Origin of the sequence: Pandoraea aquatica (genome assembly GCF_902459565.1) — a bacterium.
Lineage (GTDB): Bacteria > Pseudomonadota > Gammaproteobacteria > Burkholderiales > Burkholderiaceae > Pandoraea > Pandoraea aquatica.
Map to the genome: position 1 here is coordinate 562,126 of NZ_CABPSN010000004.1, position 19,400 is coordinate 581,525.

A 19,400-nucleotide genomic window follows, 5' to 3' on the forward strand; every position below is an offset into this window, starting at 1 on the left:
GAGGAGACTGTGGAAAATGAGTCAAGTGATCGAAGTGAAAGTCCCGGATATCGGTGACTTCAAGGACTTGCCCGTAATTGAAGTGCTGGTGAAGGCGGGCGACAAGATCGACGCCGAGCAGGCCCTGATCACGCTGGAGTCGGATAAGGCCACGATGGACGTGCCGAGCCCGGCAGCAGGTGTCATCAAAGCGCTGAGCCTGAAGGTCGGCGATGAAGTGTCCGAAGGTTCTGTGATTTTGACGCTCGAGACCGCCAACGGCTCGGGCGCACAGGCCAATGGTGCAGCTGCCCCGGCCGCTCCGGCTGCAGCACCGCAAGCTGCGGCACCCGCCGCTGCCCCGGCCGCAGCCCCGGCAGCGCCTGCTGCCCCGGCCGCCGGCGGTACCAGCAAGATCGACGTCAAGGTGCCGGATATCGGCGGCTATGACGACGTGCCCGTGATCGAAGTGCTGGTGAAGGTGGGCGACACCGTCACCGCCGAGCAATCGCTCGTGACGCTGGAGTCGGACAAGGCCTCGATGGATGTGCCGAGCCCGGCCGCCGGTGTCGTGAAAGAACTGAAGGTGAACGTCGGCGATAAGGTCTCCGAAGGTTCGCTGATCGTCGTGCTCGAAGGCGCGGCCGCTGCTCCGGCTGCGGCACCCGCCAAGGCCGCCGCACCCGCCGCTGCACCGGCACCGGCCGCAGCAGCGCCCGCACCGGCGCCGGCTCCGGCAGCAGCGCCGGCACCGGCTGCTGCACCTGCGGCAGCACAAGGCAGCCAGCCGATCAGCCACGCCAGTCCGTCGGTGCGTAAGTTCGCACGCGAACTGGGTGTGGATGTCACGCAGGTCAAGGGCACGGGTCCGAAGGGCCGCGTGGTTGTCGACGACGTGCGCAATTTCGTCAAGAGCGCGCTTTCCGGCAACCGTCCGGCCGCTGCAGGCGCTGCGCCGGCAGGTGGTGGCGAGTTGAATCTGCTGCCGTGGCCGAAGGTCGACTTCGCCAAGTACGGTCCGGTCGAACCGAAGGCACTCTCGCGCATCAAGAAGATCTCCGGCGCAAACCTGCACCGCAACTGGGTCATGATCCCGCACGTCACAAACAACGACGAAGCGGATATCGGTGAACTCGAAGCGTTCCGCGTGCAGTTGAACAAGGAAAACGAAAAGGCCGGCATCAAGGTCACGATGCTTGCGTTCGTCATCAAGGCCTGCGTGCTGGCCCTGAAGAAATTCCCGACGTTCAACGCCAGCCTCGACGGCGACAATCTGGTCTTCAAGCAGTACTTCCACATCGGTTTCGCTGCCGACACGCCGAACGGCCTCGTGGTGCCGGTTGTGCGCGACGCGGACAAGAAGGGCGTGTTTGAGATCGCTCGCGAAACGTCGGAACTGGCAAAGCTTGCGCGCGAAGGCAAGCTCAAGCCGGACCAGATGCAAGGTGGCTGCTTCTCGATTTCGTCGCTCGGCGGCATCGGTGGCACGACCTTCACGCCGATCATCAACGCACCGGAAGTGGCCATTCTGGGTCTGTCGCGTTCGTATCAGAAGCCGGTGTGGGATGAGCGCAAGCAGCAGTTCCTGCCGCAACTGACGCTGCCGCTGTCGCTGTCCTACGATCACCGCGTGATCGATGGCGCAGAAGCGGCTCGCTTCAACGCCTACCTGGGTCAACTGTTGGCGGACTTCCGTCGCGCGATGCTGTAATGGTTTTTTGCCGCCGGCGGCGCGTGAGCGCACCGGCGGCATTTGCGCAAGCTTCAGGATTCTGGACGGGGAGGGCATCATGACCACCGTGGTAGTCGTCAAGAAGGCAGGGGAAATCGCCATTGCCGCCGATTCGCTCGTGACGTTCGGCGATACCCGGCTGTCGCAATCCTACGAAGAGAACCGCAAGGTTTTTCTCGTGGGGGATTCCTATGTCGGTCTGGCCGGCACGACGGCACATTTTCCGGTCATGCGTGCCATTCTCTCCGGTATGGCGGATGAGTGTCGTCTCCATTCGCGAGACGAAGTTTTCCGCACGTTCTGCCGGGTCCATCAGAAGCTTAAGGAAGAGTATTTCCTCAACACCAAGGAAGAGGAAGACGACCCGTACGAGTCGTCGCAGATCACGAGCGTGATCGCGAATCCGACAGGGATCTACGGGGTCTATTCCTACCGGGAAGTGTTTGTTTTCGATCGGTTCTGGGGGATCGGTTCCGGGCGCAATTTTGCGCTCGGTGCCATGTATGCCCTCTACGACCAGGATCTGAGCGCACGTGCCATCGCCGAAGCCGGCGTGAAGGCGGGGGCGGAATTCGACAAGAGTTCGGCCGGGCCGTATCAGGTGCATGCGTTTCCGATCGATACCACCATCAAGTCATAAATGCGACAGGGAGACCCCGCATGAGTCTCATTGAAGTCAAGGTGCCGGATATCGGCGCAGAGGGCGTAGATGTCATCGAAGTGATGATCAAGCCCGGCGACAAGATCGCCAAAGATGCGTCGCTCATCACGCTCGAATCCGACAAGGCTTCCATGGAAGTGCCGTCCGAAGTGGCGGGCACGGTCAAGGAAGTGAAGATCAAAGTGGGTGACAAGGCCAGCGAAGGAACGTTGATCGCCATCGTGGAAGCGGAAGATGCCGGCGCCGCCAAGGCCGCCGCGCCCGCAGCCGCACCGGCCGCAGCGCCAGCGCCGGCAGCGGCACCCGCTGCTGCCGCGAGCGCACCGGCCCCGGTTGCTGCTAAACACAGCGGCAGCGCCGACATCGAATGTGAAGTGCTCGTGCTGGGTGCAGGCCCGGGCGGATACTCGGCCGCATTCCGCAGCGCTGACCTCGGACGCAAAACGGTCCTCGTCGAACGCTACGCCACGCTCGGCGGTGTCTGCCTGAACGTGGGTTGCATTCCGTCGAAGGCGCTGTTGCATACGGCCGCCGTGCTCGAAGAGGCGCAGTCGCTCGGCCATCACGGCATTTCGTTCGCGAAGCCCGAGGTCGATCTCGACAAGCTGCGTGCGTACAAGGAAAGCGTCGTTGGCAAGCTGACCGGTGGTTTGGCCGGTATGGCGAAGATGCGCAAGGTCGAAGTCGTGACCGGCGTCGGCGCCTTCCTCGATGCGAATCACGTCGAAGTCGTCGATAAGGACGGCAAGAAGACGGTCGTGAAGTTCGCGCAGGCGATTATCGCTGCGGGCTCGCAAGCCGTGAAGCTGCCGTTCCTGCCGGAAGATCCGCGCATCGTCGATTCGACGGGCGCGCTTGAGCTGCGCCAGATTCCGAAAAAGATGCTGGTGATCGGTGGCGGCATCATCGGTCTGGAAATGGCCACGGTCTACAGCGCGCTGGGCGCGGAGATCGACGTCGTCGAAATGCTCGACGGTCTGATGCAGGGCGCTGACCGCGATCTGGTCAAAGTCTGGCAAAAGATGAACGACAAGCGTTTTGGTCGCGTCATGCTCAAGACCAAGACGGTGGGTGCGGAAGCCAAGGCCGACGGCATCTACGTGAAGTTCGAAGGCGAAGCCGCTCCGGCGGAGCCGCAGCGTTACGACCTCGTGCTGGTGGCCGTGGGCCGCAGCCCGAACGGCAAGAAGATCAGCGCCGAGAAGGCCGGTGTGGTGGTGGGCGATCGCGGGTTCATTTCGGTGGACAAGCAGATGCGCACCAATGTGCCGAACATCTTCGCGATCGGCGACATCGTCGGTCAGCCGATGCTGGCGCACAAGGCGGTGCATGAGGCGCACGTGGCTGCCGAAGCGGCAAACGGCGAAAAGGCTTATTTCGACGCGATCCAGATCCCGTCGGTCGCTTACACCGATCCGGAAGTGGCCTGGGCGGGCAAGACGGAAGATCAGCTTAAGGCTGAAGGCGTCAAGTTCGGTAAGGCCGTGTTCCCGTGGGCCGCATCGGGCCGCGCAATTGCAAACGGTCGCGACGAAGGTTTCACCAAGCTGCTGTTCGACGAAGAGACGCACCGTATTCTCGGCGGCGCTATCGTTGGCACGCATGCGGGCGACCTGATCGGCGAACTTTGCCTGGCCGTCGAGATGGGCGCGGACGCTGTCGATATCGGCAAGACCATTCACCCGCACCCGACGTTGGCTGAGTCGGTCGGTATGGCCGCTGAAATCTACGAAGGCGTTTGCACCGACGTTCCGCCGCCGCGCAAGAAGTAAGACTGCGCATTTGGCATACTGCGTTCGCGAGCACGCAGGAACAAAGAACCGCCATTCCCTTGGGAGTGGCGGTTTTTTTATGGGCGTCGCAAGTGGGGGCGTGCCTCGCGCTTTCGCGAATGCGGCAACACAAAAAGAAAACCCGGCTCAAGGCCGGGTTCGAAAGGTACCTGCGGTACCGAGGAGACAACTGGGTGTTGCTACAACTTGGGGTGCAGCGACAAACGGTTGGCGTCCCGGGTAACGACTGACAGGACGCTATCGATTACTTCTTGGCGGTAGCAGCACGCGAAGCCTGAGCCGCAGCCTTCGAGGCGACGTTCGTCGCAGCAGCGAAGTTCGTCTCAGCGATTTCGACGGCTTGCTTGGTGGCCTTCTGGACGCTGTCGAACGCGCTGTTGGCAGCGGACAGAGCCGACTTGGCCAGTGCAACGGCGGACTCCGAACCGGCCGGGGCGTTCTTGGCCAGGTTGTCGAACAGCGCTTGCACGTTCTGCGAGCCTTCGGCCAGTTGAGCTTCGGCCACCTTGGTCACTTCGGCTTGCGTCGACGAAGCGATTTCATACAGGTGACGGCCATACGCGAGTGCCTTTTCGGCAGCCGGCTGAACCAGGTTGGCTTGCAGGGCGAGCAGCTCTTGCGCGTCCTTCACAGCGAAAGCCTTTTGTGCGGTCGATGCGGACTCGGCCAGCGATGCCTTCACGGCTTGCAGGTTCAGTTCGACCAGCTTTTCAACGCCTTCGAAGGCTTTGTTGGTCAGACCAAACAGGGTTTCCAGATTGGCTTTGTGTGCGGCGGCGAGTTGCTCGGGGGTCAGAAACGACATGGCGTTCTCCTATGGTGTCATACACAACATATCGACCCACTCCGTGTTCGCTCGTTGGTTCTCACCTTATCCCGGTGAAAACACGGTTGGGGCCTTCTCAGTAAGTGCGATCTCTTTTGTGCATCGCACAAATGCAAGTTTAGAGATATTTTTGTGACTGTCAAGACATTTTTGTGCGTTGCACAAATTCAACAAAAGCTTACAAAATCAGTGGCTTGGGATCCCATGACGGATTGGTGACATCGCGTTGCGGCGAACATTCATTAAGACGCAAATCCTGTCGTGGTGCGGCTTTGCACCGTGTACGGCATCGGGTTTTGCACCAATTTGGCACCCCGGCGGACCCCGGCGGCCGATGGTACTATCGATTCGTTCCGGCACTGGCGGAGCGGTCACGTGTGTCTGGCATGCCTGCGTTTGGAGGAATGCCTCGCTACTGCCGTTCTCCAGTGCCGCTGTCATTCAACGCTTTTTCGCGTGCCGTTCCGCCGGCCTCTCGCATCGATGCAAGCGTTTTACAGCGATCACTTCGTTCTGCCGCTTCCCCCCGGACACCGGTTCCCAATGGAAAAGTACGCTCGGTTGCGCGAACGCGTCGCCGGTGAGCTGCCGCACGTCGAACTGGCGGAGGCGTTGCCCGCAGATGACGTGATGCTCGGGCGAGTGCACTCGCGGGAGTACGTTGAGCGCGTAAGTGCAGGCGAGCTGGATCCGAAAGAGCAGCGCAGCATCGGGTTTCCGTGGTCACCGCAGATGGTTGAGCGCTCCCGACGTTCTGCCGGGGCGACGGTGGTGGCGTGCCGAGCCGCGTTGGCCGATGGCGTGGCGGCCAATCTGGCTGGCGGTACGCACCACGCTTACGCCGATCGTGGGGAGGGGTTCTGTGTCTTCAATGACGCAGCCGTTGCGGCGCGAACGATGCAGGCCGAACTGGGGCCGGGCACGCGCGTGGCGATCATCGATCTCGACGTGCATCAGGGCAACGGCACGGCCGCCATTTTCGAGCACGATCCGAGCGTCTTTACACTCTCGCTGCATGGCGAACACAACTACCCGTTTCACAAGGCGACCGGCGACCTCGACGTGGCGTTGCCCGACGGCTGCGGCGACGATGAGTATCTTGTCGCGCTCGGTCATGCGCTGACGGATCTGTTCGCGCAATTCACGCCGGCGCTCGTCATTTATCTGGCGGGCGCCGATCCGCTGGAAAATGACAGGCTCGGGCGTCTCTCGCTGACGCACGACGGCCTGCTCGCACGTGACCATCGGGTGCTGACGGCCTGTGCCGAGCGCGGGTTGCCGGTGGCGATTGCGATGGCAGGCGGGTACGGTCGCGATATCGACCAGACGGTTGCCGCGCATTTTGCAACGATTCGTCTTGCCAGTCGGTTCCAGCGGACTGTTCGTGGCGGATTTCACGCAAGCGCAGGCGGTGTTCTCGTATGAGCGAGCATCGGACGGCCCCACCTGCGCAGCCCCCGTCGGCGACTTCCGCATCGAGTTCACCACGTGCGCCAATGGCATCGGCCGGCTCGGTCACGGCGATCTGGAGCGCGACCATGCCGTGGTGGTTCGTGCTGATCTGGAGTACCGGGTTCATCGTCGCGAAGTACGGCATGCCGAACGCCGAACCGCTGACGTTCCTTGCGTGGCGCTTCGGCTTTACGTTGGTCGTGATGTTGCCCATTGCGCTCCTGACACGCACCCCGTGGCCGATGCGCCCGGTCGCCACAACGGGTGACACAACGGGTCACCTAACGCGCGCGTCTGCGACGACCGCGACGAATCCCCAGCGGGTCGACTGGCCGCTGATCGCACACCTGGCCGTCTCCGGCATTCTGATTCAGGCGGTGTACCTCGGCGGCGTCTGGGCGGCGATCAAGCAGGGTGCGCCCGCAGGATTGGCGGCGCTGGTCGTCGGCATTCAGCCACTCCTGACGGCGATCTTCGCGCGTGTTGTCGGGGAGCCGGTGTCGCGTCGCCAGTGGCTGGGGCTGCTTTGCGGTTTTATCGGTGTCGGCCTGGTGGTGGCGAACAAGGTAGGCGTTCGCGGCGTCGGCGCGGGTGCCGTGTTGCTGTGCGTGTTGAGCCTGTTCGCGATTACGGCGGGCACGCTCTATCAGAAGCGCTTCTGTGCGCATTTCGATTTACGCGTGGGCACCGTCGTGCAGTTCGGCGCGGCCTTCGTGGTGACGCTGCCCGCTGCGTGGGCGCTGGAGACGATGCAGGTGCGCTGGAATCTCGAGATGATCGGGGCGCTCGCCTGGTCGGTGCTGGCGCTGTCTATCGGTGCGATTTCGCTGCTTTTTCTTCTGATCCGTCACGGCGCGGCGACCAAGGTCTCCAGCTTGATGTATCTGACGCCCCCGACCACCGCCGTCATGGCATGGCTGTTGTTCGGCGAGACACTCTCGCCGCTGAGCGCGGCCGGTATGGTAGTCGCGGCGCTTGGCGTTGCGCTCGTCATCGAGCGGCGGGCGACGACAGCCGCCGCGACGTCGTCGGGAACGTGAGCCTCGTGCCTGATGTGATCGTTCCGGGCAGGGCGTCGCCTTCCATTCACGATTTGTAGTGAGCGTATCGCTATGAAGTATGACCCTTCGCGTGCCGATGGCGCGCCAGCTGCGCCAGCCGCGATATCGGCACCGACGCCACCGGCTGGGGAAAGTACGCATCCCTCGTCTGTCAACGAGAACGCCGGGCTAAGCGTGAAATATGTCGACGAGGCGATTCGTAGCCGACGTTCGATCCGAGCCTATTTGCCGACGCCGGTACCGCAAGCCACCATCGCGGAGATCCTGTCGGTGGCATCGCGAGCGCCCTCCGGCAGCAACATCCAACCGTGGCAGACCTACGTGCTCACCGGGCAGGCATTGAAGCGGTTGACGTCGCGTCTGCTGGACGCGTTCAACGATCCGGCGCAGCGGTTGATGCATCAGGAGGAGTACGCGTACTACCCGCGCGAATGGACCGAGCCGTATCAGGCAAGGCGTCGCAAGGTGGGCTGGGATCTGTACGGCTTGCTGGGTATCGGTCGCGCCGACAAAGCACGCATGCATGGTCAGCACGCCCGCAACTTCACCTTTTTCGACGCGCCGGTCGGGTTGCTCTTCACGATCGACCGGCATCTGGAGCAGGGGAGTTGGCTGGATTACGGCATGTTCCTGCAAAGCGTGATGGTCGCAGCGCGGGCGCGGGGGCTGGACACCTGTCCGCAGGCGGCGTTTGCCACGTTTCATCAGGCGATTGCTGCGGAGCTGCAACTGCCGGAGACCCGAATGGTCGTGTGCGGCATGGCGATGGGTTATGCCGACCCTGCTGCCGTGGAAAACGGTCTCGTCACCGAACGCGCGCCGCTCGACGAGTGGGCGCACTTTTTGACCTAACGTATATCAAGGGGTTGGCGTAATTTGGCAAAATTTGGCGGATGTGTAATTTGGCGCGTTGCGCTGCACAAAACTGCCAGATGCCGGTTTAAGTATTTCAGCTAAGTCATTCATATTGCTTATTTTTTCGGAAGTTACTAAACTTCTCCCAAACTCGTTGCCTGCCAACCTTACGCTACCCCCAATCTATGTACGCGATCACCACCCTTGCGCGTCTGTGCCGCTCCCGTCTCTGGGGTGCTGCCGTCGTGGCGATCTCGCTCGCCGCCGGTGCCCCGGCAGTCGTTCACGCCGCCGGTAAAACGAGCGAATGCTCGCCGAAGACGGCCAAGACTGCCGCTCAGAAACGCGCGTGCGCGAATCCCAAGGCGACGAAAGCCGTCGCCACGTCCAAATCCGGTGCCAAACGCGCTGCCGCCACACCTGCCGCTCGTGAAACGAAGAGCGCCAAGGCTGGCGGCAAAGCCCGTAAGCTCGCGGCCGTCGAGGATGACGGACCCGCAGCGAAGAAGGTCGCCGTCAAACGCGTCGTCTACAAGAACGGCAAGCGCCGTGTCGTGACGTCGTATCGCACCGTCAACTTTGCGCCGCAAGCGCCGGAGCGTCTCTCGACGGGCCGTGCTTTCGGTCTGCATGAAACGCCGGACGCGCTCGCACTCCGTTCCTCGGTCGCCTATGTGGTCGATGAGCGCACTGGCGAATCGCTGTTCGACAAGAACTCGCAAGCCGTCCTGCCGATCGCTTCGATCTCGAAGCTGATGACGGCGATGGTGTCGCTCGACGCCGGCGTGCCGATGACGGACGTCATGGAAGTGACGGACGAAGATCGCGACTACGAGAAGGGCACGGGTTCGCGCCTGTCGGTCGGCTCGCGTCTGTCGCGCGAAGACATGCTGCACATCGCATTGATGTCGTCGGAGAATCGTGCCGCCGCAGCGCTGTCGCGTTACTTCCCGGGCGGCCGTCCGGCGTTCCTCGCCGCGATGAACGCCAAGGCGAAGCAACTGGGCATGAACGACACGCATTTCAACGATCCGACGGGTCTGTCGAGCCAGAACGTGTCGAGCGCGCGTGACCTCGTGAAGATGGTCAAGGCGGCTTATCAGTACCCGATGATTCGTCGTTTCTCGACGGACAGCAATTACGACGTGAACACCGGTCGTCGCGAACTGCACTACGTGAGCACGAACCATCTGATCGGTCATTCGGGCTGGGAGATCGGCCTGCAGAAGACGGGTTACATCAACGAAGCAGGACAGTGCCTCGTGATGCAAGCCAACGTCGAAGGTCGTCCGGTGATCATGATTCTGCTGGATTCGACGGGCAAGTACTCGCGCTTCGCCGACGCCACGCGCGTTCGCAAGTGGCTGCTGGAAGGCGGCGGCGCTACGCCGCAACGTACGGCTGGCAACACGCCGACGGCACAAGTGGCGACCAACAACGGACACGCGCTGTAATTCGCGTCACGTTCGAAAATCGCGCGATACGGTTCGATTCGCGTCGCGCGGCAGCGGTAAAAGAAAGGCGCTCCCTCGGGAGCGCCTTTTGTTTTATGCGACGGGATCGGCGTCGGCGGCAGGGCGCAAGTGCATCGCGCCCTACAGCTTGCCGCGAATCACTCCGCCGTTGCGACCTGCGACAGGCCACCCCCCACATCCGGATTCGGCGAATGAAAGCCGAGCGACGACGAGATTTGCAGCGCCGTCTCGTTCAGATTCGCCAGCCAGGCGTCTTGCAGACGATCGGCCGGGGCAGAGAGCGAGAGGCCTGCCACGAGCTTGCCGCTGTCGTCATAGATCCCGGCAGCGATGCATCGCACCCCTAACTCAAGCTCTTCGTTGTCGCGCGCGTAGCCTGACTTGCGCACGTGCGTCAGCTCGCGTTCGAGCTTTTGCAGATCGGTGATGCTGTTACGCGTGTGACCCGAGAGTCCAGTGCGCGTGGCATAAGCGCGTACGCGCGATGCTTCGTCGGCCGCCAAAAACAGCTTACCGACCGACGTGAGGTGCAGCGGTGCGTGGCCACCGATGGCACGCACCACCTGCATGCCGGAGCGCTCGCTGTAAGCACGTTCGATGTAGACGATTTCGTCGCCCTGACGCACCGACAGGTTGACCGTCTGTCCGGTGATGCGGTGCAGCCCGCGCATGGGCGTGAGCGCGGCGTCGCGTACCGACAGGCGCGCTTTGACCAGATTGCCGAGTTCCAGCAAACGCATGCCGAGGCGGTAAGTGCCGGGATCGCAGCGATCGACGAAGCGGCACGCCACCATGTCGTTCAGGATGCGGTGCGCGGTCGACGGATGAAGTTCGGTGGCTTGCGCCAACTCTTTGAGACTCACGGGATCGGCATGTCCGGCAAGGGCGTCGAGCAAACGCATCATGCGCTCGATCACCTGAATGGACGTGCGCGACTCCGCGCCTTGACTGGTGTCGTCTTTCATGAGGTAGGGCCGAGTTTCGTATAGCGTCGATTCTATATCATATGGTGAAAAATTCGCAGGTTTCGCTTAGACACTTCCTGTAAAAAACCGGGCATCCAATGCCTACCACGCGCACAAAGTGCCTCCCGCCACAACATGCGTTGAGTGACGAGTAGCGTTCATTCGGTGACAGAAATCTAAAGTAGGCGGTCGCTCGCCTCATTACGATGCCCTTCAGTTCCACGACGATGTCTGGCCCTTGGTCGCAGTGAGGGAGAGTGCCAATGCCAACGAGGAGGGGAGTGCATGTATGGCGAATATATAAGTTACCCGGGGTATTCGATCTTCTCGATGTCGGCCGATCAGTCCGCGGTCCCGGAGAGGATGTACAAAAAGGGCGCATCAATCGCACAGAAGCGCCAGGAAATTGCATCGCAACTCGCGCAAATTCGAAACGCACAGCAAACCATGGGGCTGAGCACCTATGCGGTTGACAAGCTGTCATCGGCATTCGACAAGTCGTACGCCAAGGCAACGTCCGGATATTGGCGCGGCGGCCTACGGGATCCATTTTGGCGATGCCTCACCGTGCCGGATTCACCGGGCTTCTTTTGCTCGATGGTCGCTGACCAGCTCGATGAGCCGTGTGTGGAGCGCATGACGTCATCCGCCAGGCGACTGTTGACGATTCTGACGTCGCTTAGCGAGGCGCTTGAGCATGAGCAAACGATGTTGCGCGAGTATGCGTCGCTCGCGTCAAACACCGGTGATCTTCAGAACGACGCGCTTGACGGTGTCATTACCAACTGGGAGGCGTTGGAAGACACAAAACGTATGTGCTCGACGTTCCGCACCCAAACGGCGCCGCTTATTGAGTACATGCGGCGCACCGTGGATGCGGCACGCTCAAGTGTGAAGCCAGACAGGAAGCATCACGGCAAGCGCGAAGGGATCAACGGTGCGCTTTACGCCGTTGGGGCGATCGTCTCCGGTATCGCTTTGCTCGTTTCGGGCTGGGTGGTGGCGATCATTGGCTTTTGCGTCACCATGGTGATTCGGTGTGTCAGCTTGGGGAGTATTCGAGGTTTCGATAGAGAGAAGGGGTGGAAGGCTGTAGAAGGCCTTCTCGATCAGGCGAAGGAGTTTATCAATAATCAGGAGAGCGCCATGTATTCGACTTTAACCGACAAAATCTTGATAGCGCAGTTCGATCAGGACCGATTGGTTTGGCAGCAAGTTCTAAAAAACTCGGTAGCGATACAGCAGAACTCGGAAGATCTGCGCTGCATGAAGGAGGACGTCAGTGCGATCAAGCAGGCGGTAGTGCAAACCGCAACGTCGCTGCACGGTGACTTCTCGACGTTGCGCGGCGACGTCTCGACGTTGCGTGGCGACGTCTCGAGGTTGAACAATGACGTCTCGAAGTTGGGCGGAGACGTCTCGAAGTTGAGCGGAGACGTCTCGAAGTTGAGCGGCGACGTCTCGAAGTTGAGCGGTGACGTCTCGAAGTTGGGCGGAGACGTTTCGAAGTTGGGCGGTGACGTTTCGACGTTGCGCGAAGACTTCTCGACGATGCGCGGTGACGTCTCGACCTTGCGCAAGGATTTTGAAGGACTTCGCAACACGATCCTGTTTGATAAATCGTCTCGCCAACCGGGGATTCCGGAGGGAAGGCCCGTGTCGTGTGGTCATGACGAAGTGCTATCCCGTGCCCCCATGGCGCGTGCTACGTCGCTCGAGACGTACCGTCGACGGCAGTCACCGGCGCAGCCCAAAGCGTGACGCGCCGCCGCCCGCGAGCGGTGAATACGGGAATCCACGCTGGGCCGGTTCGGCCCGGCGACTTATAATGGCGCATTATTCCCGAAAAGAGGATTCCCCCAATGCGCGTCGGACTGTTTGTCACGTGTCTGATCGACATGATGCGGCCGGAGATTGGCTTTTCTACGCTCAAGCTGCTCGAGACAGCCGGTTGCGAGGTCGTGATTCCCGATTCCCAGACCTGCTGTGGTCAGCCGGGCTACAACTCGGGTGAGCGTGCCATCGCTCGTGACCTCGCCCAGAAATTCCTCGACGAATTCGAATCGTTCGACTACGTCGTCGTACCGTCCGGCTCGTGCGGCGGCATGGTCAAGGCGCATTACGGCGACCTCTTCGCCGACGATCCCGAACTCATGGGCCGTTACGAGCGTCTGCGTCCGCGCGTGTACGAACTCACGGACTTCCTCGTCAACGTGCTGCACGTCGACACCGTGCCCGGCGACTATAACGGCGAGGTGACGTATCACGACTCCTGCTCCGGTCTGCGCGAGCTTGGTGTGAAGACGCAACCGCGCGCGCTGCTCGCCAAAATGCCCGGCGTGAAGATGACGGAGATGAAGGACTGTCAGGCGTGCTGCGGCTTTGGCGGTACGTTCGCACTCAAGTACGGCAATATCTCGACAGCGATCGTCGACGAGAAGTGCGCCAACATCGCCGCGAGCGGCGCGCCGGCCGTCGTGCTGGGCGATCTGGGGTGCATGCTCAACATCGAAGGGCGACTGCGCCGCACCGGCGACACGCGCACGCGCGTGCTGCACATTGCGCAGGTGCTCGCCGGCGATGCCTGAGCGCGCCGCCATCTTCCCGACCTTCAGGCTTGTGCGCGCCGACTCCGTTGTGCGCGCGGGCCGTCATCACTTCACGTGAGTCGCGATGCAAGTTCAATCGATGCAATTCAAGGCGCGCGCCGGGCAGAAGCTTGCCGACCAGCGTCTGCAAGCCAACCTCAAGAAGCTCTCGACCAAGTTTGTGACGGCGCGCGCGAGCGCCATGGAAGAGATCGATTTCGAAGCGACGCGTGAGGCGCTCAAGGAGCGTCGTAATCGCGGGATCGAGAATCTCGACGTCTGGCTGGAGATCTTCGAGCGCGAAGCCACGCGACGCGGCGCAACCGTCCTGTTCGCTGAGTCGACGCAGGATGCCGCGCGTCTGATCGCCGAGATCGCGCGCAAGCACGACGTCAAGAAGGTGATCAAATCGAAATCGATGGTCACCGAAGAGCTTCAACTCAACAAGGTGCTCGCCGACATGGGCGTGCAGTCGGTCGAGACCGATCTTGGCGAGTACATTCTTCAGATCAACGACAACGAGCCGCCGTCGCACATCATCGCACCGGTCGTGCACAAGGATAAGGACGAGGTCGCGGACCTGTTCGCGCGCGTGCACCAGAAGCCGCGTCTGACCGAAATTCCGTTGATGACCCGCGAAGCGCGCGAGATGCTGCGTCCGCAGTTCCTGTCGGCGGATATGGGCGTGACGGGCGGTAACTTCCTCGTCGCAGAGACCGGTTCGGTGGCAGTGGTGACCAACGAGGGCAACGAAGGCATGTGCACGATCATGCCGCGCGTGCACGTGGCGGTCACCGGCATCGAGAAGGTGCTGCCGACGCTGGAGGATCTCGCCACGGCGATGCGTCTGCTGCCGCGCTCGGCGACCGGGCAGGGCACGTCGAACTACTTCTCGTTGCTCACCGGTACGCGTGCCGAGGGCGAGGTCGACGGGCCGGATCACATGTACTTCGTGATTGTCGACGGTGGACGCTCCGGTCTGATCGGTGGAGCGTTTCAGGAGATGCTGCGCTGCATTCGCTGCGGTGCGTGCATGAACCACTGCCCGGTGTATCAGAAGATCGGTGGCCACGCGTATGGATGGGTCTATCCGGGGCCGATGGGGTCGGTGCTCACGCCGAGCTACGTCGGGCTGGAGAAGACGCTCGATCTGCCGCAAGCTGCGACCCTGTGTGGTGAGTGCAATCGCGTTTGTCCGGTGGGAATTCCGATTTCGGACCTGCTGCGCAAGTTGCGCGAGCGTCAGGTGGATCGCGGTCTGCGCCCGTGGCGCGAGCGGGCGGCGCTGGCGGCGTGGGCCTTTACTGCACGTCGGCCGCGTCTGTACGCCACGCTGTCGGGAATCGGTTCGTGGGCGTTGAAGCGTATGGGCCGTGATCGCGGAAGTATCTCCAAGCTGCCCTTCGCGGGCGGATGGACGGATACGCGCGAGATGCCTGCGCCGAGCGGCAAGACTTTCCGTGCGATGTATCGCGAGCGTCGCGCGCCGCGCTGATCGCGTCGACACGCAAATAAAAAAGCTGGCCTCCCTCGGGAGTGCCAGCTTTTTTACGTCTTGCCGAAGTCGGCGGTGGTCGGCTGTGCTCAGGTACGTGAGGGCAGGGCAAGTCGCTTTTCAATACGACGTTGCAGCGCCGACAGTCCCGTCGACAGGACCCAGTAGATGGCCGCGCACGCGAGGTACAACGGCAGCGGCTGATACGTCGACGCGATGACTTCCTGCGCCGAGCGCAGCAACTCCGTCACGGTAATCACGGAGACCAGCGACGTGTCCTTGATCAGGCTGATGAGGCTGTTGCCGAGACTCGGCACGGCGATGCGCAGGGCTTGCGGCCCGATGATGTAACGCAGCGTTTGCCAGTACGACAGTCCGAGACTGTACGACGCGAGCCATTGTCCGCGCGGCATGCCTTCGAGCGCACCGCGCATGCTCTCCGAGAGATACGCGCCGACGTTCAGACTGAGCGTGAGCACGCCGGCTGCCGTCGGTTCAAGCGAAATGCCGACGCCCGGCAGACCGTAATAGATGACGAAGATCTGCACCAGCAGCGGCGTGCCGCGCATGATGCTGACGTAGGCGCGCGCAATGGCCCGGAACACGCGCACCTTGCCGATGCCCATGACCGCCACGATGATGCCGATCGCCAGACCGAACACCATCGACATCAATGCGAACTTGATGGTGAGCACGGTGCCCTGCAACAGCACTGGCAAGGATTGGGCAGCGAGTTCGAATGGATTCATGGGGGAGTGTCTTAGGGGGTGTCTTGCGACGGATAGACAACGGCCGACATCCGCAACGTTGGCGTGATGCCGGCCGTGAGTCCGACGCGATTATCGTCTCTATCGTCGTCGTTACCGTATTACTGCGCCGGCTTGGACGTGTCCTTGCCGAACCACTTCTGCGCGATCTTGGCGAGCGAGCCGTCTTGCTTCATACCAGTGAGCGCGTCGTCGATGGCTTTGGCGAACGCCGGATTACCCTTGCGGAACGGAATGCCGACGGCCTGGTTCGTGCCCGGCAATACCGCGCCGGCTTCGAGCGGCAGCTTCGCGTTCTGGAGCAGATACGCCATCATCAGCTGGTCGTTGAGTGCGGCGTCGACACGACCGGCGGCGAGGTCGGCGAGGTACTCGGGCGCGCCCGGATAGGTGCGCACGTCGATACCCGGCACGGCCTTCGCCATCTTGTCGTAGTTGCTGCCGAGGCTCACGCCGAGCTTGTGGCCCTTGAGCGCGTCGAGCGTCTTGAATTCGCGCTTGTCGTCCTTGCGACGAATCAGTTGTGCCGCCGAGTACGTGTAGGGCTCGCTGAAGTCGAGCGACTTCTTGCGCTCGTCGGTGATGGCGACCTGATTGACGATGACGTCGAACTTGCCTGCCTGAAGGCCGCCGATGATGCCGCTCCATTCGGTCGTCACAAACTGGGGCTTCACGCCGAGGCGCTGAGCGACGGCTTTGGCGACATCGACGTCGAAGCCGTCGAGCTGACCGGACTTGTCGCGATAGTTGAACGGCGGGTAGGTGCCTTCGATGCCGATCTTCAGCACGCCCGCGGACTTCACGGTGTCGAGCAGGTCAGCGGCGCGAGCGGGCGACGTGCCGATGAGGGCGGCGGCGGCCAGCGGTACGAGGCAAAGCGTCTTGAGCCAGGATTTCATGATGTCTGGTTATCCCTGTGTCAAATGAAGGGGACGCCGACGTCCGGCTTGTCAGACCGTACGCAGCGCTTGCACGCATTCTCGCACCAGCTCGGGGCCGCGGTAAATCAGGCCGCTGTACACCTGGACCAGACTGGCTCCTGCATCGAGCTTCGCTTGCGCGTCCGCGCCCGACAGAATGCCGCCGACACCGATGATCGGCAGTGCGCCGCCCAGCTCCGTTGCCAGCGCGCTGATGACGCGATTGGACGCGTTGAACACCGGACGTCCCGACAATCCACCCGTTTCGTTGGCATTCGGCAGGCCCGCGACGGCCTCGCGCGAAAGCGTGGTGTTCGTCGCGATCACACCGTCGAAGCCATGGCGCGTGAGTGTGCCGGCGATCACCTTGATCTGTTCGTCGTCGAGATCCGGCGCGATCTTCAAGGCGATCGGCACGTACTTGCCGTGACGGTCCGACAGCGCGCGCTGCTTGTCCTTGAGCTTGCCGAGCAGGGCGTCGAGTTCGTCGCCGCCTTGGAGTTGGCGCAGGTTCTTCGTGTTCGGCGACGAGATGTTCACCGTCACATAGGTGGCGTACGGATACACCTTTTCGAGGCAGATGAGATAGTCGTCGACGGCGCGCTCGATGGGCGTATCGGCGTTCTTGCCGATGTTCAGGCCCAGTGGCCCCTTGTATCGCGCGGACTGCACGTTTTGCAGGAATTGCTCGACGCCGCCGTTGTTGAAGCCCATGCGGTTGATGATGGCTTCGGCTTGCGGCAGACGGAAGATGCGCGGCTTCGGATTGCCTGCCTGCGGACGCGGCGTCACCGTTCCGACTTCGACGAAGCCGAAGCCGAGGGCGGCGAGGCCGTCGATGCAGCTACCGTCCTTGTCGAGGCCGGCCGCGAGGCCGACAGGGTTCGGGAAGCGGATGCCCATGACCGTGCGCGGCGATTCGGGGAGTGTCTGGCCGACGAGACCGGCCAGGCCGAGCGAGGCAGCGCCGCGCAGTGTGGCCAGCGTCAGATGGTGGGCTTGTTCGGCGTCAAGGCAGAACAGGGCGCGACGGGCCAGAGGGTAGAGAGGCGCAAGCACGATGTCGGGTTCGGCAGAATCGGAAAGTCGCCATTTTACCGGTATCCCGGGCGCGGAGCGCGTCTTTTTCTACGCTCTGCGTACTCCTGTTTTGCGTGGATGCGGAGGGCGGATGAGCGCGGTGCGCACTGACGTGAGGGGGCAGTGCGACAGGCGGTCGGGCTATTGGCTCGCTGGCTGACCGGCTGCGTCGAGCATGGCCTCGGGCATGTCCTGCCATTGGCCGTCGAGCAGGCCTTGCAGCGGACGGAAATTCGCCTTGTAGACCATTTTGCGGCTTTGCTGAATCCAGTAGCCGAGGTACACGTGCGGCAGTCCGAGCGCGCGCGCCTGTTCGATCTGCCACAGGATGTTGTACGTGCCGTACGACGCCCCTTCGACATCCGGATCGAAGAACGTATAGACCGACGACAGACCGTCGCTCAGGATGTCGACCATGCTGATCATGCGCAGCGTGCCGGCGCCCTGATGGCCCGGCGGCTCGCGGAATTCCACCAGACGCGAGTTCACGCGGCTTTGCAGCAGGAACTGCTCGTACTGCTCGCGGCTGTCGTGATCCATGCCGCCGCCGGCGTGGCGTCGCGACTGGTAGCGCATGTAGAGCTGGTAGTGCTCCTCGGTGTAGTGCAATCCGGAGACGTTGACGGCCAGTGCCGCGTGGCGCTTCCAGATACGACGTTGCGTGCGGTTGGGGACGAAGCGGGCGATCGGCACACGCACGGGAACGCATGCGCGGCAGCCGTCGCAATACGGACGGTACGTGAACACGCCACTGCGACGAAAGCCGGAGCGCACGAGTTCGCTATAGACGTCCGAATTGATCAGGTGACTTGGGGTGGCGACCTGCGAGCGCGCGGTGTGATTGTCGAGATAGCTGCAGGGATACGGCGCCGTTGCGTAGAACTGAAGGGCGGACAGCGGAGAGAGCGGCAGTTCGTTCGGATGGGTCACTGCGAAACCTCGTGAGCCTTGTCTGCTGCGTTACCGTAGGCCAGTGCGCTGAGCATCTGTTTGTCCAGACGCCAGACCGGCGCGGGGGCCACGACCGCCTTTTGCACATGCGCCAGAAAGGCCTGACGGGGGATTTCACCGCCGCCAAGTGACGCCAAGTGCGCGGTACTTTGCTGGCAGTCTATCACCTCTATTGCGTGTGTGCGTGCAAACGAGACGAGCGCGGCCAGCGCGATTTTCGAGGCGTCGGTGCGTTTGGCGAACATCGATTCGCCGTAGAACATGCGCCCGAGCGCGACACCGTACAGGCCGCCGACGCGCTCGCCTTCGTAGTACGTCTCCACGCTGTGCGCGAGTCCGGCGTCGTGCAGCGCACGGTAGGCGTTGACGATGGCGGGCGTGATCCACGTGCCGTCCTGACCGCGACGTGGCGCTTGGGCGCATGCCTGCATGACGGCAGGGAAGTCGACGTCGAGGCGAATTTCCCAGGCGTCGTCACGCAGCACGCGGCGCAGCAATTTTCGGAAGTTGTGACTGACGACGAAGTTCTCGGGCCGCAGCACCATGCGCGGATCGGGGCTCCACCAGAGTACCGGCTGGCCTTGCGAGTACCACGGGAAGATGCCTTGCCGATAAGCGGCGAGCAGGCGTTGCGGGGAGAGATCGAGTCCGGCCGCGAGCAATCCCGGCGCGTCGCTCGATGCGTCGAGCGCTTCGTCCACGGAAGGGAAGGGATCGTTTGCTTCGAGCCAGACGACCATGACGACGTCAACCTTGCGGGGATTTCGTCGACATCACAGGGTAGGTGCAGATGTCGACGC

The 19,400-nt window shown here is 62.2% G+C and carries 17 protein-coding genes; 10 read left to right on the forward strand and 7 right to left on the reverse strand.

What is annotated here, in order from left to right; all coding sequences use genetic code 11:
• Window positions 1–16 precede the first annotated feature (16 nt).
• The 3 genes from aceF to lpdA all read left to right on the forward strand — a co-directional run bounded on the left by aceF (window position 17) and on the right by lpdA (window position 4,144).
• Entirely contained in the window at window positions 17–1,690 is a 1,674-nt protein-coding gene (gene aceF / locus PAQ31011_RS16830) for a dihydrolipoyllysine-residue acetyltransferase (protein ID WP_150576872.1), read from the forward strand.
• Between the two features lie 79 nt (window positions 1,691–1,769).
• Window positions 1,770–2,351, forward strand: a complete 582-nt coding sequence (locus PAQ31011_RS16835; protein WP_150576873.1) for an Ntn hydrolase family protein — start codon at window positions 1,770–1,772, stop codon at window positions 2,349–2,351.
• 20 nt (window positions 2,352–2,371) lie between these two features.
• Window positions 2,372–4,144, forward strand: a complete 1,773-nt coding sequence (gene lpdA, locus PAQ31011_RS16840) for a dihydrolipoyl dehydrogenase (RefSeq protein WP_150576874.1) — start codon at window positions 2,372–2,374, stop codon at window positions 4,142–4,144.
• Window positions 4,145–4,409: 265 nt separating this feature from the next.
• Here the strand turns inward: lpdA and PAQ31011_RS16845 are convergent, their stop codons facing one another.
• Window positions 4,410–4,970, reverse strand: a complete 561-nt coding sequence (locus PAQ31011_RS16845) for a phasin family protein (protein WP_150576875.1) — start codon at window positions 4,968–4,970, stop codon at window positions 4,410–4,412.
• A gap of 504 nt (window positions 4,971–5,474) precedes the next feature.
• On the opposite strand from PAQ31011_RS16845, the gene PAQ31011_RS16850 reads away from it, so the two are divergent.
• From PAQ31011_RS16850 to pbpG, 4 genes are all read left to right on the forward strand, one after another.
• Complete coding sequence (locus PAQ31011_RS16850) at window positions 5,475–6,416, forward strand: histone deacetylase family protein (protein WP_150576876.1); 942 nt, start codon at window positions 5,475–5,477, stop codon at window positions 6,414–6,416.
• Between the two features lie 71 nt (window positions 6,417–6,487).
• The gene (locus PAQ31011_RS16855) at window positions 6,488–7,483 is read left to right on the forward strand and encodes a DMT family transporter (protein WP_150576877.1); all 996 of its coding nucleotides are present in this window, start codon (window positions 6,488–6,490) and stop codon (window positions 7,481–7,483) included.
• A gap of 195 nt (window positions 7,484–7,678) precedes the next feature.
• Window positions 7,679–8,356, forward strand: a complete 678-nt coding sequence (locus PAQ31011_RS16860) for a nitroreductase (RefSeq protein WP_150576878.1) — start codon at window positions 7,679–7,681, stop codon at window positions 8,354–8,356.
• 188 nt (window positions 8,357–8,544) lie between these two features.
• Complete coding sequence (pbpG, locus tag PAQ31011_RS16865; protein ID WP_150576879.1) at window positions 8,545–9,813, forward strand: D-alanyl-D-alanine endopeptidase; 1,269 nt, start codon at window positions 8,545–8,547, stop codon at window positions 9,811–9,813.
• Window positions 9,814–9,971: 158 nt separating this feature from the next.
• On the opposite strand, the gene PAQ31011_RS16870 is transcribed toward pbpG, so the two are convergent.
• Entirely contained in the window at window positions 9,972–10,799 is an 828-nt protein-coding gene (locus PAQ31011_RS16870) for an IclR family transcriptional regulator (protein WP_150576880.1), read from the reverse strand.
• A gap of 285 nt (window positions 10,800–11,084) precedes the next feature.
• Between PAQ31011_RS16870 and PAQ31011_RS16875 the strand changes: the two genes are divergently transcribed.
• The 3 genes from PAQ31011_RS16875 (at window position 11,085) to PAQ31011_RS16885 (ending at window position 14,882) form a co-directional block, all read left to right on the forward strand.
• Window positions 11,085–12,560: a hypothetical protein gene (locus tag PAQ31011_RS16875; RefSeq protein WP_150576881.1), complete on the forward strand. Its 1,476-nt coding sequence runs from the start codon at window positions 11,085–11,087 to the stop codon at window positions 12,558–12,560.
• Between the two features lie 101 nt (window positions 12,561–12,661).
• The gene (locus tag PAQ31011_RS16880; protein WP_039399035.1) at window positions 12,662–13,387 is read left to right on the forward strand and encodes a (Fe-S)-binding protein; all 726 of its coding nucleotides are present in this window, start codon (window positions 12,662–12,664) and stop codon (window positions 13,385–13,387) included.
• A gap of 85 nt (window positions 13,388–13,472) precedes the next feature.
• Entirely contained in the window at window positions 13,473–14,882 is a 1,410-nt protein-coding gene (locus PAQ31011_RS16885; protein ID WP_150576882.1) for a lactate utilization protein B, read from the forward strand.
• Window positions 14,883–14,971: 89 nt separating this feature from the next.
• Here the strand turns inward: PAQ31011_RS16885 and PAQ31011_RS16890 are convergent, their stop codons facing one another.
• The 5 genes from PAQ31011_RS16890 to aat form a co-directional block, all read right to left on the reverse strand.
• Window positions 14,972–15,631 carry an amino acid ABC transporter permease gene (locus PAQ31011_RS16890; RefSeq protein WP_150576883.1) on the reverse strand — a complete coding sequence of 220 codons (660 nt, stop codon included), beginning with the start codon at window positions 15,629–15,631 and terminating at the stop codon, window positions 14,972–14,974.
• A gap of 119 nt (window positions 15,632–15,750) precedes the next feature.
• A complete protein-coding gene (locus PAQ31011_RS16895) occupies window positions 15,751–16,548 on the reverse strand; it encodes a transporter substrate-binding domain-containing protein (protein ID WP_052252939.1) in 798 nt (265 codons plus the stop codon).
• Between the two features lie 51 nt (window positions 16,549–16,599).
• Window positions 16,600–17,628, reverse strand: a complete 1,029-nt coding sequence (locus PAQ31011_RS16900; protein WP_150576884.1) for a quinone-dependent dihydroorotate dehydrogenase — start codon at window positions 17,626–17,628, stop codon at window positions 16,600–16,602.
• 162 nt (window positions 17,629–17,790) lie between these two features.
• On the reverse strand, window positions 17,791–18,579 hold the full coding sequence (locus PAQ31011_RS16905) for an arginyltransferase (protein ID WP_150576885.1): 789 nt from the start codon (window positions 18,577–18,579) through the stop codon (window positions 17,791–17,793).
• Entirely contained in the window at window positions 18,576–19,340 is a 765-nt protein-coding gene (aat, locus tag PAQ31011_RS16910; protein WP_150576886.1) for a leucyl/phenylalanyl-tRNA--protein transferase, read from the reverse strand. The genes PAQ31011_RS16905 and aat overlap by 4 nt, the downstream gene beginning before the upstream one ends.
• Window positions 19,341–19,400: the final 60 nt, after the last annotated feature.